13 protein-coding genes are annotated in these 18,607 nt (G+C 41.9%); all 13 read left to right on the forward strand.

The features are described 5' to 3' along the window. Positions 1 to 104 precede the first annotated feature (104 nt). The 13 genes from J3U64_RS06925 (at position 105) to J3U64_RS06985 (ending at position 18,604) form a co-directional block, all read left to right on the forward strand. Positions 105 to 2,456 (forward strand): penicillin-binding protein 1A, encoded by a 2,352-nt coding sequence (locus J3U64_RS06925; protein WP_267408732.1) that lies wholly within the window; start codon positions 105 to 107, stop codon positions 2,454 to 2,456. 339 nt (positions 2,457 to 2,795) lie between these two features. Continuing rightward, positions 2,796 to 3,728: a polyphosphate kinase 2 gene (gene ppk2, locus J3U64_RS06930; protein WP_100151997.1), complete on the forward strand. Its 933-nt coding sequence runs from the start codon at positions 2,796 to 2,798 to the stop codon at positions 3,726 to 3,728. A gap of 167 nt (positions 3,729 to 3,895) precedes the next feature. Continuing rightward, the gene (locus J3U64_RS06935) at positions 3,896 to 5,149 is read left to right on the forward strand and encodes a glutamate-5-semialdehyde dehydrogenase (RefSeq protein ID WP_267408854.1); all 1,254 of its coding nucleotides are present in this window, start codon (positions 3,896 to 3,898) and stop codon (positions 5,147 to 5,149) included. A gap of 237 nt (positions 5,150 to 5,386) precedes the next feature. Then, on the forward strand, positions 5,387 to 6,241 hold the full coding sequence (gene htpX, locus J3U64_RS06940) for a protease HtpX (protein WP_267391058.1): 855 nt from the start codon (positions 5,387 to 5,389) through the stop codon (positions 6,239 to 6,241). Positions 6,242 to 7,040: 799 nt separating this feature from the next. Then, the gene (locus J3U64_RS06945) at positions 7,041 to 8,228 is read left to right on the forward strand and encodes an acetylornithine/succinyldiaminopimelate transaminase (protein WP_267408733.1); all 1,188 of its coding nucleotides are present in this window, start codon (positions 7,041 to 7,043) and stop codon (positions 8,226 to 8,228) included. Next, on the forward strand, positions 8,225 to 8,935 hold the full coding sequence (locus J3U64_RS06950) for a Sir2 family NAD-dependent protein deacetylase (protein WP_267408734.1): 711 nt from the start codon (positions 8,225 to 8,227) through the stop codon (positions 8,933 to 8,935). Before J3U64_RS06945 ends, J3U64_RS06950 begins: the two co-directional genes overlap by 4 nt. Before the next feature lie 95 nt (positions 8,936 to 9,030). After that, a complete protein-coding gene (gene hemC, locus J3U64_RS06955; protein ID WP_267408735.1) occupies positions 9,031 to 9,963 on the forward strand; it encodes a hydroxymethylbilane synthase in 933 nt (310 codons plus the stop codon). Next, on the forward strand, positions 9,960 to 10,691 hold the full coding sequence (locus J3U64_RS06960) for a uroporphyrinogen-III synthase (RefSeq protein ID WP_267408736.1): 732 nt from the start codon (positions 9,960 to 9,962) through the stop codon (positions 10,689 to 10,691). The genes hemC and J3U64_RS06960 overlap by 4 nt, the downstream gene beginning before the upstream one ends. A 51-nt stretch (positions 10,692 to 10,742) precedes the next feature. Continuing rightward, positions 10,743 to 12,128 carry a uroporphyrinogen-III C-methyltransferase gene (locus J3U64_RS06965; protein ID WP_267408737.1) on the forward strand — a complete coding sequence of 462 codons (1,386 nt, stop codon included), beginning with the start codon at positions 10,743 to 10,745 and terminating at the stop codon, positions 12,126 to 12,128. Beyond that, positions 12,125 to 13,327 carry a heme biosynthesis HemY N-terminal domain-containing protein gene (locus J3U64_RS06970; RefSeq protein WP_267408738.1) on the forward strand — a complete coding sequence of 401 codons (1,203 nt, stop codon included), beginning with the start codon at positions 12,125 to 12,127 and terminating at the stop codon, positions 13,325 to 13,327. The genes J3U64_RS06965 and J3U64_RS06970 overlap by 4 nt, the downstream gene beginning before the upstream one ends. 60 nt (positions 13,328 to 13,387) lie before the next feature. Further along, complete coding sequence (gene hemE, locus J3U64_RS06975; protein ID WP_267408739.1) at positions 13,388 to 14,452, forward strand: uroporphyrinogen decarboxylase; 1,065 nt, start codon at positions 13,388 to 13,390, stop codon at positions 14,450 to 14,452. Between the two features lie 200 nt (positions 14,453 to 14,652). Continuing rightward, positions 14,653 to 16,146, forward strand: a complete 1,494-nt coding sequence (gene cls, locus J3U64_RS06980) for a cardiolipin synthase (protein ID WP_267408740.1) — start codon at positions 14,653 to 14,655, stop codon at positions 16,144 to 16,146. 406 nt (positions 16,147 to 16,552) lie between these two features. Further along, positions 16,553 to 18,604 (forward strand): TonB-dependent receptor, encoded by a 2,052-nt coding sequence (locus tag J3U64_RS06985; protein WP_267408741.1) that lies wholly within the window; start codon positions 16,553 to 16,555, stop codon positions 18,602 to 18,604. The last annotated feature ends 3 nt before the right edge of the window (positions 18,605 to 18,607 follow it).

The following is an 18,607-nucleotide window of genomic DNA, read 5'->3' on the forward strand; positions in this document are numbered from 1 at the left end:
TGAAGTGCTTAAAACTCGATTTTGTATGTTGCTAACGAAATGAAGAACAAAGTTTACTTTATTTTGAATATGTTTCGCAGCCTTTAAATGAAAATTAGTTGATTATGATTAGAAAATTATTGCTATCTACCGTTGGTTTGTTTGTAGGACTGGCGCTATTTGCTGCTGGTCTGGTGGCGATTGCAATTATGGTAACTTATCCTAAATTGCCTTCTCTAGAAGCTGTAACTCATTATCAGCCGAAAATGCCACTTACCATTTATTCTGCTGATGGCAAGCTTATGGGGCAGTTTGGTGAAGAACGACGTGCTTTTACTCGTATCAATGATTTTCCACAAGTACTGAAAGATGCTGTTGTTGCAGCTGAGGATAAGCGGTTTTATGAACATGGTGGTGTTGACTTTATTGGCATTAGCCGTGCGCTTATTTCTAATCTAACTGGTGGTGTGCAATCTGGAGCCAGCACTATTACTCAGCAGGTAGCTCGCAATTTTTATCTTACTAATGAGCGTACCTATACGCGCAAGTTCAATGAGGCTTTGCTGGCCTATAAAATTGAACAAAAACTGACTAAAGATCAGATACTGGAACTTTACTTTAATCAGATTTATCTGGGGCAGCGTGCGTATGGTTTTGCAGCTGCTTCTTTGGTTTATTTTAATAAGCCTGTACAACAATTAGATTTGGCAGAGGCGACGATTCTGGCTGGTTTGCCTAAGGCTCCTTCTACTTTTAATCCTGTTGTAAATCCACAACGGGCTAAAATGCGTCAGCGATATATTCTGAATAATATGGTTGAACTGGGCAAAATTACTCAGGCTCAGGCTGATGCCGCTTATGCTGAACCATTAAAGTATGTGCATTATCAGCAGGCTATAGATCAGAATGCTCTTTATGTCGCTGAAATGGTACGTCAGCAGATGTATGAAAAATATGGTGACGCGGCGTATACCCAAGGATTCAAGGTTTATACCACAGTAAATTCTCAGGATCAGGCAGTAGCTACTCAGGCGCTGCGTAAGGTATTGAACAATTTTGATAGAGGTTCTGCTTATCGGGGTGCTGAAGGATTTTTTGATTTAAGCAAAATTCCAGATGATATTCGCGATGAACAGATAGAGCAGTATTTGGCCAATCGATCAGCAGTGGATGGGATGCTGCCGGCTGTGGTGACGGCTCTGAATTCCAATTCAATAGTAGTTTATATCGCTGGTGTGGGGGAGATGCGCATTGGTGGTAATAGTTATAACTGGATAAAGCGTGCTATTAACAATGCTAAATTGGGTGAAGCATCTGTACGTGTTGGTTCGGTAGTGCATGTGCATAGAGAAGGTAATAGTTATCGTGTTGTGCAGCAACCGGAACTTCAAGGTGCAATTGTTGCTTTAGATGCTCAGACAGGGGCAATTAAAGCACTTGTGGGTGGTTATGACTTTTACCGCCGCAGTTTTAATCGTGCCACTCAGGCAAAAAGGCAACCTGGGTCATCATTTAAACCGTTTATTTATTCTGCTGCTATTGCTAAAGGTTTTACGCCGGCTACGATGGTTAATGATGCGCCGATTGTTTTGCCAGGTATGGGTAATGGTGGACGTGCATGGGCACCAAAAAATTCGGATGGACGCTATGCTGGATTTATAACACTGCGACAAGCATTAACTGCCTCTAAAAATATGGTGTCTATTCGTATTTTGATGGCAATGGGCGTGGATTATGCCAGACAGTATGTGCAGCATTTCGGTTTTAGGCCAGATCAGATTCCCAATAGTTTGTCGATGGCATTGGGTAGTGGGCAGGTAACGCCAATGCAAATGGCTGAAGGCTATGCAATTTTCGCTAATGGGGGATACAAGGTTTCCAATTATGTGATTGACCGAATTTATGACAGTCGTGGCAATTTGCGCGCGCAGATGCAGCCGTTGGTGGCTAAACAGAATGCTCCCATGGCTATAGATCCGCGTAATGCATTTATTTTGTATCACATGATGATGGACGTGGTTAATCATGGGACTGCTTATAGTGCTCATGCATTGGGACGCAGTGATATAGCGGGTAAAACAGGTACGACTAATGATAATAAGGATGCTTGGTTTGTAGGTTTCAATCCGAATATAGTTAGTGCGGTATTTATTGGTTATGACCGTCCACGCAGTATGGGACGTTCTGCTTTTGGTGGTACGATTGCAGTGCCAGTATGGCTTGATTACATGCGCTATGCGTTAAAAGATAAACCGGTTGTAAATACACCAGTACCTGCCGGAATTGTTCAGAAATCCGGTGAATTTTATCTGAAGGAATATCAGACAACTAATCCTGATCTACCACTGGATAATCGAGCTGACGGGCCGATTACGCCAAAGCAGGGAAATAGTAATAATGATGGAGATGATGATGGTGCTGAAATTCCAATTGTTCCGCAGTCAGGTAATAATGGCCAATTAGATTCTCTTTTCTAAACGATATCAGATAAAGATATTTATTAATAAAAACGGGTAATCTGTACAGATACCCGTTTTTATTGAATATATTTTTGAAAAGAAAACTTAAATTTAAAAAATTATTTGTTATCTGGTTGAATTAGATTTTTTATTATGGAAATGAATATTTGAAAATTAGAATTTTTGAAATTACAGTGGTTTTTAGTTGTCATAGTTGTAATAGACTAAGGTTTTATTAATCTATGACATTTTGTTTGGTAAGCAGACTGTACATTGAGTTACAATACTTATACAGATTATCACATTTCTTAAAATGAAAATTTGGCTTACTCTGAGCCATAATAGGAAAGGAAGAATATGAGTGAGCAGATACTAAAGCCTGAACAATCCTCTGAAGTGAACAATCAGGATAAAGACACTAAATTAAATGTTTTTGAAAAAAGTGTGCTGGAGTATCGAGGAAAACATTCCGATGAAGATTCGTCTTCAGCACCTTTGCCGGCTAGTTATCCATACCGCACTCGGATGCGTCGGGCTACTTATGAGCGTGAGAAAGCCAGATTGCAAATTGAGCTGTTGAAAGTGCAAAACTGGGTTAAGGAATCTGGTCAGAAAATTGTCTCTTTATTTGAAGGTCGGGATGCTGCCGGTAAAGGGGGAACAATCAAGCGATTTATGGAACATCTCAATCCGCGCGGTGCCCGAGTTGTAGCGCTGGAAAAACCGACTGAAACTGAAAAAGGGCAGTGGTATTTTCAACGCTATATCGAGCGTTTGCCGACAAGTGGTGAGATGGTTTTTTTCGATCGATCTTGGTATAACCGTGCTGGTGTGGAAAGAGTAATGGGTTTTTGTCAGCCACATGAATATTTGCAGTTTATGCGTCAAACACCAGAATTGGAGCGTATGTTAGTCAACAGCGGGATTTATCTGTTTAAGTTTTGGTTTTCTGTTTCTAGAGAAGAGCAGTTGCGTAGGTTTATTTCTCGTCGTGACGACCCGTTGAAACACTGGAAACTTTCGCCTGTTGATATTCAGTCTCTGGATCGCTGGGATGATTATACGGCAGCTAAGAATGATATGTTTTTTCATACGCATACCGGTGATGCACCCTGGACGGTTATTAAATCCGATGATAAAAAACGAGCCCGTCTGAATTGTATTCGCCATTTTTTGACTGAACTTGATTATCCAGGTAAGGATACCAATGCCATTGGTGCTGTTGACCACTTAATAGTGTTGAGGCCACAAACCAATTTTAAGGATTCTACCGATACACATATTGATTAGTTCTATTATGTGTGCAGGGTTCTATTAGCCTGATAATTTTTACCTATCATGTGGATTTCAGGGTATATGCAAGGGTAGTTGTAATTGGGTAAATGTATTCTTTGTGATTTTATATGAGAATAAGAATGATTTTAGTGTTTTTTTCTGGAAAGTAAATTCACGTGGAATTGACCAAATATATTACTGAAACGGCTAAAGCAGCTAAAGAGGCTTTTTATTCTCTGACTAAAGTTTCTGCTGCACAGAAAAATCAGGCTTTAATGCTGATTGCTGATAATCTAGCTGCACAACAGCACCTGATTCTTGCAGCCAATGAAGCGGATATGAAGGCAGCACGCTTGCAGGGATTGGATGCTGCTTTACTTGATCGCCTGCATCTGAGCAATCGTAGTATTGATGCGATGATTGAAGGTGTTCATAAGGTTGCTGCACTGCCTGATCCAGTAGGTGAAATGGATGATTTTAGAACTCTGCAAAGTGGTATCACGGTTGGTAAAATGCGTGTTCCGCTTGGTGTAATTGGCATGATTTATGAATCACGCCCGAATGTGACGCTGGATGCGGCGATTTTATGTCTGAAAGCAGGTAATAGTTGTTTATTACGCGGCGGGAGTGAAGCCATTAATAGCAATAAAGCTATTGCTGCTGTCATCAATTCTGCTTTGATTGAAACTGGAATACCCCAAGCAGTTGTTAATCTGATTACTGAGACTGATCGGGCAGGTGTTGATGTGCTGCTTAATCTGCCGGAATATATTGATGTGATTATTCCACGTGGCGGTAAAGGGCTGGTGCAAAGAGTGAAGGAAAAATCACGGATACCGGTAATCAAACATCTTGATGGTATTTGTCATGTTTATATTGATGCTTCCGCTTCTGCAGAAATGGCAATTGATATAGCTGTAAACGCGAAGACTTCGCGCTATGGTACTTGCAATACTATGGAAACCTTATTGATTCATACTAGCCAAGCAAAAAAGTTATTGCCTTTACTACAGCAAAGGTATGCTGAAAAAAATGTTGAATTACGTGGTTGTGCGCAAACTGTGCAGATTTTGAAGGATGATGTTTTACCGGCTACTGAGGAAGATTGGTCTACTGAATATTTGGCTCCAATTCTGTCTATTAAGGTAGTTGCCAATATTGAAGACGCGATAGAGCATATAAATCATTTTGGCAGCCATCATACTGATAGTATTGTAACCAATGATTTGCTACATGCTCAGCTTTTTCTGCGAGCTGTAGACTCTGCTAGTGTTATGCTGAATGCGTCTACTCGTTTTGCAGATGGCTACGAGTATGGTCTTGGGGCGGAAATTGGTATATCTACTGATAAAATCCATGTACGAGGTCCAGTAGGGTTGCAGGGGTTAACCAGCCAGAAGTGGATTGTTTTGGGACATGGAGAGGTACGTATTTAGGGATTAGTCTGTTTTAATCATCGCTATATTCTTTTGACTTGAATGTTTCTTTCTCTATACAGAATGTCGCTTTTCAAAGTTGAATTCGTGAATTAAATCATTTCTTTAACTTTATATGATATTTTTGTTTGTGACTTCTGATTTATAAACTGTTTGTTTCAAGTTTGGTATTTAGATTTTTATATGTCAATATTATATTGTGCTGATTAAATTCTGCAGAAGTTAAAAGGGCATAATGTGAAACGCATTTTATTGTTTATTGCTACAAATCTAGCCGTTATTATCGTTATTAATATTGTTCTGAACATTTTATGTGCATTTTTGGGTATTAGGCTTAACAGTAATACGACCAGCAGTTTGTTGTTAGTGGCAGCTGTAGTGGGTTTTACCGGTTCGTTTATCTCTTTGTTGATGTCAAAATCGCTAGCTCTTGCTTCGGTCGATGGTCAGATAATCGGTCAACCTCAAAGTGCTGCGGAGGCATGGCTACTAAACACTGTAGCCCGACTGGCAAATCAGTGGAATATTACTATGCCGGAAGTGGCGATTTATGATTCTCCAGAGCCCAACGCTTTTGCGACTGGTGCTACTAAAAATAGCTCACTGGTCGCGGTGAGTACTGGTTTGTTACATGGTATGTCTCAGGATGAAGTAGAAGCTGTGCTGGCTCATGAAATGGCACATATTGGTAATGGTGATATGGTGACAATGACATTGTTACAGGGTGTGGTAAATACATTTGTGTTTTTCTGGGCACGCCGTATTGCAGATGTTATGTCCAGAGATGAAAATGGAGAAGTGTCTCAGGGTGCCTACTTTGCAATAAGTCTGATTTTGCAGATTATATTTGGTTTTTTGGCCAGTCTAGTTGTGATGTGGTTTAGCCGTCAGCGTGAGTATCGGGCAGATGCAGGTGCTGCACGTTTAGTGGGTGCACCAAAAATGATCGCTGCATTGCAGCGGTTGAAAGGTGAAACCAGTCAGTTGCCGACTGGTATGTCTGCTCTGGGAATTGCCAGTGAATCGGATGACTCTTTGTTTAGCACCCATCCAACGTTGGATAATCGAATTAATCGATTGCGCCAAATGTAAAATCTGTATTTTTATAAGTAGACTGCTTTAAATCAACCTCTTATATTTATTTTGTGCAAAATGCTAGTAATTATTTTGAAGCTAAATTGCTGAGTACTATTATAAATAAGGTTCATTAGAAATTAGTAATAGCCGATTTATACTGAAGCCATAGGTTAATTGAAAAAATAGTTTGTGGATTTATGATTTTCGGCTTTTTATAAAAAGTATTTATAAGTTTCTGATCGAATATTTCCCTTATTTGTTTCAGTCTTAGATTTATAATTAAGGTAATTCTGAACACTGCAGTGATAAATAAACAATTTCTTCAGAATATTCTTTTAAAAATGCACTAGTTCAAACCTTTGTAATTGAATAATAAATCTGTTTTTAGTTTTAAGAATTTAGCTATACGAGTTATTCTGGTTTTATGAATAACATATAAGAATTATGATTTATTTGGTACTTCAAATTTGATATTTATTTCAAATTTTAATGAGTTATGATTAATTTTTCTGTCTATTTTGATGAGGGTTTTTGTCTTGATAGATGTTATGGAAATTAGTTATCTAAATAGTTTTTTGCATAAAACTTATGATAAATGCTAAACATATAAGTTTGGAAATTTGAAAAATGTTCGCATTTTATCTTTTTACTTTATATAAGCTTATTGTGAAGCTGATATTTTATTCAGGTTAATCTTTACTGAATCAGTTGTAGGTATGTTTTCTTTTTTTGTTCATCAGGTTTATGATACAGCGAGATATCAGAACCTGATTACTTCTGATTATGATAAATGTATAGATTAATAGAGAGAAATATGCATAATTATTTAACACCTAATTTTAGTTTTGCACCTATGCTGCCTATTCGTGCTGAAGGTAGCCATGTATGGGATGATAACGGGCAGGAATACATAGATTTAGCAGGTGGTATTGCTGTGAATGCTTTGGGTCACTGTCATCCGCTTCTGATTAATGCGTTGATGGAACAGGCACATAAGTTATGGCACATTTCCAATATTTATACCACCCAACCGGCACAGAATTTGGCTGAGCGTCTGGTAAAACACACATTTGCTGAGCAAGTATTTTTTTGTAATTCTGGCGCAGAAGCCAATGAAGCTGCTTTTAAACTGGCCCGAAAATACGCGCGTGACCATTTTCCTGATACAGGAAAACACGAAATAATTGCTTGTATTAATGGATTTCATGGTCGTACGCTTTTTACTGTCTCTGTAGGCGGTCAACCCAAATACAGTAATGATTTTGCGCCCTTGCCTGCTGGTATCCGGCATATTCCGTTTAATGATGTTGCTGCTATTGATGCAGCGGTCAATGATAAAACCTGTGCGGTAGTTATTGAACCGATTCAAGGTGAAAGTGGTGTATTGCCTGTAACAGAAGCATTTTTGCAGGCGGCACGTCGTGCCTGCGATCGTCATCAAGCTTTGTTGATTCTCGATGAAGTGCAAACGGGGATGGGACGTACCGGTAAGTTGTTTGCACATCAGTATTATGATATCCGGCCGGATATTGTTTCAGCTGCTAAAGCACTGGGGTGTGGGATTCCTATAGGTGCTATGTTGACGACAGAAGCTGTTGGCCGCAGTTTTACGCCTGGTAGTCATGGCAGTACCTTTGGTGGCAATCCGCTAGCGTGTGCGGTGGGTTGTGCGGCATTTGATATTATAAATACGCCTGAGACCGTACAGAATGTTTTGCGGCAAGGTGAAAAATTGAAGGAAGGTTTGCAGGAATTATCTGCTGCATCTGGTGTGTTTGCTCAGGTAAGAGGACAGGGTTTATTGCTTGGTTGTGTAATGTCTGATAATTACAATGGACGGGCTGCGCAATTAATGCAGCTGGCTTTGCAGCATGGCTTGCTGGTTTTAGTGGCAGGTAATAATGTCTTACGCTTTGCACCTAGTCTGCTATTGACTGATGCTGATTTGCAGACTGGCTTGCAAAGACTAAAAGCTGCAATTAAAGCTTTTGTGCACATATGAGTAAGCATTCGTCTATAGGCCGGCATAAAATTGTTGTGTTGACAGGTTCGGGCATCAGTGCAGAAAGTGGTTTGCAGACTTTCCGTAATCATGGTGGATTATGGGATGGTGAAAAAATTGAGGATATTGCTACACCTGAGGCTTTTGAGCGCCATCCTGAACGAGTTTTAGAATTTTATAATCGTTTAAGGCGGAAGTTGCTAAGAGCTCAACCTAATACGGCTCATTTAGCACTAAAAAATCTGGAAACAAGATACGATGTTAATATTATCACGCAGAATGTAGATGATTTGCATGAGCGTGCTGGTAGTAGTCATGTACTACACTTACATGGTGAACTGTTAAAAGCAAGAAGTAGTGTTGATGAAAATTATATTGTCGATTGTTTTTCAGATCAGAAGCTGGAAGATAAAGATAATCACGGTTTCCAGATGCGGCCGCATATTGTGTGGTTTGGAGAGACTGTGCCGATGATTGACTCTGCCATTCAGCTAATGCGTTGTGCTGATATAGTTATCATTGTTGGCACATCTTTGCAAGTATATCCGGCTGCAGGTCTGTTTCACTATGCGGCACGATCTGCAGAAATTTTTCTGGTTGATCCTCAACCACTTGAAGGGTTGCAGAATATACAAATCATTCGTGCATCTGCTCAAGCTGGTGTAAGTGGTCTGGTTGATGAGTTATTGTTACGAACTGAAGCTTGACTTTGAATACATATTGGGTTGTGTAAGTAAATGCAGCTTAATTTACAGTTAATGCTAAAATTTATGCTTTAATTTTTGGTTTTATGTGTCTTGGTATGAAAAAAAATAATTTGGTCATTGCTAGTCGTGAAAGCGCACTGGCTATGTGGCAAGCACGACACATACAGCAGTGTTTGCAGGTGCTTTATCCTAATATATCTATCACTATTCAAGGTATGACGACACAGGGTGACCAGATACTAAGCCAGTCTTTGTCTAAAATAGGTGGTAAAGGACTGTTTATCAAAGAGCTGGAATGGGCATTGCAAGCAGGAACCGCCGATATTGCGGTTCATTCACTTAAGGATGTACCTATGGAGTTGCCAGAAGGTTTTGTTCTGGCTGCTATAACTGAGCGGGCTAATCCTTTTGATGCTTTTGTTTCACAACAGTATGCCCATCTGTCGGAATTGCCAGAAGGAGCCATTGTTGGCACATCTAGTCTGCGCCGCGAAGCTCAGCTTCGGTTGCACTATCCGAATTTACACATAAAACCTTTGCGCGGTAATGTGCAGACCCGCCTCAGTAAATTAGAGAAACAAGAATATGCAGCTATTATTCTTGCTGCTGCTGGTTTGGAACGCTTGGGTTTAGATCATCGTATCCGTAGCATTTTGCCGGTTGAAATTTCCATACCTGCGGCTGGTCAAGGTGCACTGGCAATTGAGGTGGCTTCTCACCGGACTGATTTATTAAACTTGTTGCAGCCTCTTCATCATGCAGTTACAGCGGCTTGTGTGACGGCAGAACGAACCATGGCAAAGTTTTTGGGTGGTAGCTGTCAAGTCCCTCTGGCTGCTTATTGTGTTGAAGGCTCTGGTACGCTTGAATTGTTTGGTTTGGTTGCTTCTGTTGATGGAAAAACGGTGCTGCGTGCCAGCGCGCAGGCTTCTATGAGTGATGCGGAACAACTGGGTTTAAACGTGGCACAAAAATTAGCCAGTTTGGGCGCCAGAGACTTGATTAATGAAGTGCTGTCCGGTCAATGATTACTCATCCCAGCATTGTATTGATGCGTCCGCGACAGGCTGCGGCTGCTGATATAGAAAGCTGTATTCGTGCTGGATGGCAGCCATTATTAATGGAGTATCAGCAGTTGCTACCTTTTGATGATATCTTGCAGCAGCTGGCTGAGCGCAGCTTGAAACAAGATGTTATTGTGTGGGTCAGCCCTAGCGCAGTGCACATTGCTGCCAAATATCTTGTTCAGTCTGATAATGTAATGCATGTGGCTGTAGGCGCGGCTACAGCAAAAGTGTTAGTTGCTTACGGTTTTAAACAGGTAGTTTATCCGCTTGATGGCAATGATAGTGAAGCAGTTTTACGTTTAGCTATATGGCATCAGAAAAATGGAAGGATGATGCTGATTAGGGGTGTTGGCGGTCGTGAATTGCTGGTTGACAAGCTAGGTCAGCAAGGATGGCAGGTTGAGCTGGCTGAAGTGTATGAGCGTCAGCCACAGCTGCTTAATTGGTCAGTATTGACGCAGCCACTTAAAGAAAAGCGTTTGAAGGCTGTTTATATGACGACAAGTGCTGCTGTAAATGCGTGGTTTTCGCAGATGCCGCCAGATTTGTACGCAATTGGCAAAAGCTTGTTATACTTAGTTCACCATCCACGTGTGGAAGCAGCGCTGTCGGGTTATGATGTCGCTACGATGCTGGTATCGGATTTACAGCGTGGATTGGAAATTTTGCATTCAGACAGTACAGTGTGATAGTTGTTCTGCTGAGCTGTTGTCCCAATTATCGTGCAGGGAGTATACCGAATGAGTGAACAACAAGATACGCAGTCTGGTCAGTCTCCGGAACAAGGTAAGCAGCCATTGCTGGTGAATACACAAGGTGAAGTGCGTGTACCTCCTGAATCGACTACATCCGCGGCAGCTGAACCTTCAGATAAACAAAAAGCCGGCACCCATCAAACTAAAGATTTTCAAAAAAACAACACAGGATCAGGAATGTCTGTACCTCAAGAAACCAGCCGGCCAGCTTCAGTAAAACAAGTATCTGGTACGGGTAAAGGAATAGCACTGGGTGCTTTGGTACTGTCAATACTGGCATTAGGTGCCAGTGGATTTTTATTTGTCGAGGGACAGAATCTGCTGAAAAATCAGCAGCTTCAATTTGATCAGAAAATCGAAAATGCAGGTATTGGAGCCAGTAAAACCGCGGCTACGGTGGAAACAAGTTTGGCGCGGGTTGATGAATTAAGTAAGCAGTTGCAAGATTTGCAAACGCAGCAGAAAACGCAGGGTGATAATGTTGACCGTCTGACTCATGCTTATCAGGAGCTGGTAAAAAGCCGCACTGATTGGCTGGTTGATGAGATTGAGGCTACGCTAAATCTGGCTGCACAGCAGTTGCTGATATCGGGTAATGTTCCGGTGGCCGTAAATGTGCTGGAAAATCTGGATAGTCGTTTGGCACGTTTTGACCAACCTCAGTTACTGCCAATTAAAAAAGCCATCAGCAGTGATCTCGAAAACTTAAAAGGTCGTCCATATCTTGATGTGGCCAGTGCCTCTCTCCGTCTAAATCGTCTGGAATCTGGCGTCGCGGGCTTACCTTTAGTGGTTGATAATCAGTTGCAGCCTAATGTCTCTTCTGGTACGGCAACTATTAATCCAAATGCATCATGGTGGCAGCGTACGTGGCAAGCTACACTGCATTCGCTAAGTAGTATGGTTGAAGTTCGGCATATTAATCATAATGATTCGATGTTAATGTCGCCGGAACAAATTTATTTTGTACGAGAAAATCTACGTCTGCGTTTGTTGGATGCGCGTATTGCGCTGATTCAGCGTCGTAGTGAGGTTTATGCCGCTGATTTGAACACAGCCGAGGCCACGGTTAAACAGTATTTTGATGGTAGCTCTGCGGCGACACAATCTTGGCTTAAAGAGCTGTCTCAATTGAAAATGTTGAATGTTCAGACCAATCAGGACAGTAATCTTTTTGCAAGTTTGGCAGCAGTACGAGATTATCAGCATCAGGCTGGTATGGATATGTCAACTGCGTTGCCGGATTTTAGTGCTTCTAGTGCCAGCAGTGCTTCTGCTGTGCCCGAAACTCATTCAGCAAAAGCAGCCAGTGCGGAAAGCGCTAAAAATGCAACAGCAGCTTCTGCCGTGCAGGGAGAACATTCATTATGAGATCTTTGTTATGGTTGATTATACTATTTATAGTAGCTGTAGCTGTGGTACTGGGTGCCAAGTATTACAGTGGTGATGTTTATATTGTTGTAGAACAGACGTTGATACGTATTAATCTGCAGCTCTTTATCGGTATGGTGCTTTTGACGGTGGTAATGCTGTATATTTTGCTGCGCATTGTTATGGGTTTTGTGCATCTCCCCGGCCATTGGCAACATTGGCGCATAAATCATCAGCGCCATCAGGTTGAAACGGCCTTGAATCATGCTGGTTTGGCTTATTTTGAAGGACGCTATCAGTTTGCTGCCCGAGAGGCTGAACGAGTGCTGCGCAATAAACAGGGTCAGCATAGCCGATCACTGGCTTTATTGCTGGCTGCCCACAGTGCAGACCAAATGGATGATATGAGTACTCGAGACCGCTATTTAAACGAGGTGGCCAAGCTGCCCGAAAAACAGCAACTCTCACGTTATCTGCTGCTTAGTCAATCAGCTCTGGCTCAGCACAATGAGCAGCAGGCAAAGAGTGCATTGGATGCTGCGGCCAAAATCAATCCGAATTTAACTCAGCTTGTGAAACTACAACTACGCTATGACTGGGATCAGCATGATGCACGAGGAGTATTGCAGCAAGTGGATAAGCTGAGCCGTGCAAGTGCATTAAGTGATAGTGAACAGCAGCAATATAGATATTGGGCTTACCGGCAATTACTGGCTGAAGCCAAAAATCCTGTTGAACTGAAAAATAGTCTTAAATCAATACCAGTGGACGAACAAGAAAGCTTGTTGAGTGCAGATATAGTAGAAAAGTATTTACAGCTAGGGATGTACTCACAGGCTGTGAAATGGGTAAAGAAATATTATCCACGTAGTCATGATGCTGCATTGTTACCAGCTTTTAATCACGCTAATCAGTATTTGAGCAGTAAAGAACAGCAAAAAAATATGATAGCAGCGGATAAGTGGTTACAACAGGAGCCACAGAATGCGGATTTGTTATTGCTGATGGGTGAGATGAGCTACCAGCAGCAATTATGGGGTAAGGCGAAAAATTATTTAGAAGCGAGCTTGCAAGCGAAAAACAATAATGTGACCAGATTGTTGCTGGCAAAAGTGCTGGAGCAATCGGGTGAAAATGAGGCCGCAGAAGAGCAGCGTAATCAGATTCTGTCCAGTATCAGTAATGATGATGAGTTGTAATTTTTTATTTTGATTTTACAGGTAGTCAGTACTTTTTTTGCTGACTGCCTGAGGTAGATTATGGCAGTGTTACATAACGATACTTTTTTACGAGCTTTATTGAAACAGCCAGTAGAGTACACGCCAGTATGGCTGATGCGTCAGGCTGGACGTTACTTGCCTGAATACCGCGCTACTCGCGCCAAGGCTGGTAGTTTTCTGGCGTTATGCCATAATACCGAGCTGGCTACAGAAGTCACATTGCAACCACTGGAACGCTTTGCACTGGATGCGGCGATACTTTTTTCAGATATTCTGACTGTACCTGATGCCATGGGTCTGGGCTTGCACTTTGTGGAAGGTGAGGGGCCTAAGTTTATGAATCCGCTTCGGCAGGAGCAAGATGTACAGCGGTTGCATGTACCGGATATGCAGCGGTTGCGCTATGTGTTTGATGCTGTAAACAGTATTCGGCGGGCTTTAAACGGACGTGTGCCATTGATTGGTTTCAGTGGTAGCCCGTTTACATTGGCCTGCTACATGGTTGAAGGTAGCGGTAGCCGAGATTTTCGTTTATTAAAAACTATGATGTACCAGCGGCCGCAGTTATTGCATCATATTCTGGATATCAATGCACAATCGGTTAGTCTTTATTTGAATGAGCAAATCAGAGCGGGCGCTCAGGCTGTGCAGATTTTTGATACTTGGGGCGGTATTCTGAGTGATGCAGCCTTTCAGGAGTTTGATTTACGCTATCTGCAACAGGTGATTTCTGGCTTGCATAGAGAAGCAGATGGCCGGCAAGTACCAGTAATTGTGTTTACTAAGGGCGGTGGGCAGTGGCTTGACCAGCTGGCTGATTTGGAAATCGAAGCTCTTGGGGTGGATTGGACTGTAAATTTACATCGGGCACGTGAGTTAGCTGGTGATCGAGTAGCTTTGCAGGGAAATCTTGACCCGTTGGCATTATTTGGTAATTCTGAAAGTATTGAATGTGAAGTGCGTCGTTTACTGACCGATTATGGTAAAGGTAGCGGCCATGTGTTTAATTTAGGACATGGAATTAATCAATATACTGATCCAGAAATGGTAAAGTTTGCTGTAGAAGCAGTACATAATTTGTCAGCTCCATATCATCAGATTTAGTCATCACTAGATACTGACAACTACGGGGCTCATACAGTTTTCAGCTAAATTACCTTAATGTATAGGCAGGCACAGGAAGTGATGATTCCGGTACCTGCCAGATTTTTGTCTAGCTGTTATTTTATTTGCGTATTCATTCTTTGTTGCTTTATTTTTATAATTAATCTTTTTTTGTGTTTAAGAACAACAGGTCAGCTTTTATGTTACACAATATTCCTTGGGCAGAAATTTTTGTTGTTTTACACGTGTTGGTGGTGACTGTTCTGATGGTACGAGTGTTGTATCACCAGCGGAATACAGGTGTTTCTGTTGCTTGGATATTAATGCTGATGGCGTTTCCTCTTGTTGGTGCTGTGGCCTATTTGCTGATTGGTGAACCCAGACTAGGTTCGCGCCGATTGCGGCGTCAGCGGGAACTGGTGAAGTTTTATCATAAATTCAGTGATACCTATCTGCATGATTTCAATCAGCATGCTTGTAGTGGTCTGAATGAGCGTTATCATGGAATCAGCCTGATTGCAGCAGACAAAACTGGTTTTGAGGCTACTGAGTACAATCATCTAACTTTGCTGACACATGATGAGGAAATTATTTCTGCTATCCGCCACGATATTCAGCAGGCCAAAACGAGCTGCCTGCTGGCTTTTTATATTGTTGATCCTCAGGGTGTGATTGTCGATTTGCTGAATGATGCTATGACGGCTGCTCAACGAGGTGTAGTGACCAGTATGCTGGTGGACAGTATTGGCAGCGCTAGATTCTGGCGTAGTGACTGGCCGCAGCGATTACGCAGTGCTGGTATTACTTTGACAGAAGCGTTACCTATACAGCTGTGGCGTACATTTTTTGTCCGTGCTGATTTGCGTAATCATCGCAAGATTGCAGTAATCGACCAGAAAATTGGCTATACCGGTAGTTTTAATCTGGTGGATCCTCGGTTTTTTAAAAAGAATGCTGGTGTCGGGCAGTGGGTGGATGTGATGATGCGCTGTGAAGGCAGTTTGGTTCAGCCACTAGCTGCTGTGTTTGCCGGTGATATGGCTGTAGAGACCGAATCTAATTTGATGCAGGTACAGCAATGGGTAGACAGCTATGGCAAACAAGCTCTAATGCAAAATTTGCAGGTTGCACAAAAAGAAAAGACCGGAGTGGTAGTACAGGTAATTCCATCAGCACCTGAACAGGGAAGTCCGGTGATTTATGACACGATTGTGAACGCTATTCATGCCGCGACACGCCGGATTATGATTACAACCCCATATTTTGTACCGGATGATGCTTTGCTACTGGCACTGACTACAGCAGCTACTCGAGGGGTGGAAGTAACCCTGATTGTACCTGAGGCTGTAGATTCGAAACTGGTTAGATATGCTTCTCGAGCTTATTATCCGATGTTGCTTCAGGCCGGTGTTAAAATTGCTTTGTTTAAAGGTGGTTTGTTGCATGCTAAAACACTGACTGTTGACAGTGATTATACGCTTTTTGGAACGGTTAATATGGATATGCGCAGTTTTTATCTGAATATGGAAATTAGTCTGGCCATTTATGATGAAGGTATGACGGAAACGATTGTTGCTTTACAAAACGGCTATCTGCGTGATTGTGAGTATATTGAACTTAAAGCATGGCAGGCGCGTTCCAAATGGTGGGGACTAGTTGAAAATTCTGTGCGTCTCGTCGGCCCATTATTGTAGCGGTTTGTGAATGTATACAAAGCTGTCTGGTACAAACCGGCAGCTTTTTTATTAGCTGATATTGTAGATGCAGTCTGTGCAGAAACAATTTCAGGTGTGAGTGAGAACAGTTAGTAGCTTGAGTAATCAATGTTTACTGATAAACTGCTGTTATTAATATTCTTTAAATATTTTTTTGTTTTGTTTATTATTTTTGTCAATCTTTACAGATAAATAGCTGCTTATTTTATGTCTATTTCAGAATGTATAAATATTTCTGTTATATTTATGTATCTTTGATTTAGGAAGTAAATATTTACAAATAATATTTGTTTGAAAAGTTTGCTTTATATATATATATTACTTATTCCAACATTTGATAATTATGTCTTACACACACTTGAAGAAATTGGTTTTTTCCCTGGCTATGTTACCTGCTGTTGTTTATGCAGAAGATAAAGATAATGCGCAGTTGCCAGATATAGAAGTAACTGCTTTACGCACGCATGCATCGTGGCTGGATACAGCAGCATCTGTGCATACCGTTAATGCCAGAGCGCTAACTGATACACCTAAAACGAATATTTCCGATGCCCTAAAAGGGATTCCGGGTTTACAAGCTCTGGAACGGGAAAATTATGCTCAGGATATGCAAATTTCGATGCGTGGTTTTGGCGCGCGTTCAACATTTGGGGTGCGTGGTATTCGCATATACGTTGATGGTATTCCAGCTTCTATGCCAGATGGGCAAGGGCAGACTTCTAATATAGATTTGAACTCTTTAGATAAAATAGAAGTGCTTGGTGGTCCTTTTTCATCTCTGTATGGGAACTCCTCAGGAGGAACAATACTGGCAACTACCCGTGAAGGCGAAGGTAAGCCCAGTGTTAGTCTTGGATTCAATACCAGTCGTTTTGCTAAGCAGCAAACTTCATTTCAGTTGCAGAGTGGGAGTGAATCAGCGTACCTGCCAGCCTATAATATCAGCTCTAATTATTTTGATACCAATGGATATCGCGAGCACAGCGATGCACGGAAGGTACTGAATAATGCTAAATTTACATGGAATCTGAATGATGGCAGTACAGTGAATTGGGTGCTGAATCAGGTACGCATCAGAGCGGCTGATCCCGGCGGACTGACACGTGAACAATGGCAGGAGAATCCGCGCCAGATTGCTCAAAATGTCAGAGATTACAACATGCGTAAGGAAATTGACCAAAGCCAGACTGGTTTAACTTGGGATAAACCCATTAATGAGCATAATAGTCTATATGCAATGGTTTATGCCGGCCGTCGTCATGTAGTGCAATATCAGTCGATTCCGGCCAAGGCGCAAACCGCTCCTAAGCACGCAGGAGGCGTGATTGATTTTACCCGACATTATTATGGAGCCGATTTGCGTTGGCTAAACAAAAACACTTTGCCCAATCTCACTCTTATTGGGGGAGTGGCATTTGACCGTGAGAATGAAGACCGGCAAGGATACAATAATTTTAACGGCAGCCATCTGGGGGTGAAGGGTAAATTGCGTCGGGATGAGTACAATACTTTATGGAATCTCGACCCATATATGCAGTTTTCGTGGCGTTTTGTGCCGAAATGGCATGTGGATGGAGGCTTGCGTTATAGTAACGTACATTTTAAAACGCAGGATCATTATCTAGCTAATGGCGATGATAGTGGAGCACTGCGTTACCATAAATTATTGCCCAGTATTTCGCTAGGCTGGGATTTCCGGGATGATGCGGCTGCTTATATTGCCTATGGCAAAGGTTTTGAAACGCCTACTTTTACTGAAATGGCTTATCGGCCAGATGGTATGGCCGGTTTTAATTTCAATCTTAAGCCTTCTACCAGCGATACTATTGAAGCAGGACTGAAATTTGACCAGCAATGGGGAATATTTTCTGCAACAGCATTTCACACTGAGTCACATAACGATATAGTCTCAGCTGTATCAGCCGGAGGCCGTAGTACATTTCGTAATGCTGACCGTACCAAAAGATATGGCGCAGAGTTAGGCTGGCAGAAAACACTGTGGCAAAATTTGGAGGCGCGGGCTAGCTACTCATATGTTGATGCCAAATTTGATAGTGATATACCGGCGCTAGGAAAAGCAGTTGCTGTGCGTAAGGGAAATAAAATACCGGGAGTAGCACAGAATCAATTGTATTTTGGTTTGCAATGGCAACCGAAGCAAGGATGGCAAGGCGGTATGGATGTTCGTTATATGGATAAAATATACGTTAATGACAGCAATACGGATCATGCCCCTGGTTATGCGCTGGCATCTGCCAATATTGGTTATGAATGGGCTTATCGAGGCTGGACATTAAGCAGCTACGCACGTGTTGATAATCTGTTTAATCGACGTTACGCTGGTTCGGTGATTGTCAATGATAGTAATGGCCGTTATTTCGAACCCTCTCCTAAACGGACTTTCAGTACTGGTCTTAATATTCGCAAAGCTTTATGATAA

Origin of the sequence: Snodgrassella sp. B3800 (assembly GCF_026535865.1) — a bacterium.
Taxonomy (GTDB): Bacteria; Pseudomonadota; Gammaproteobacteria; order Burkholderiales; family Neisseriaceae; genus Snodgrassella; species Snodgrassella alvi_E.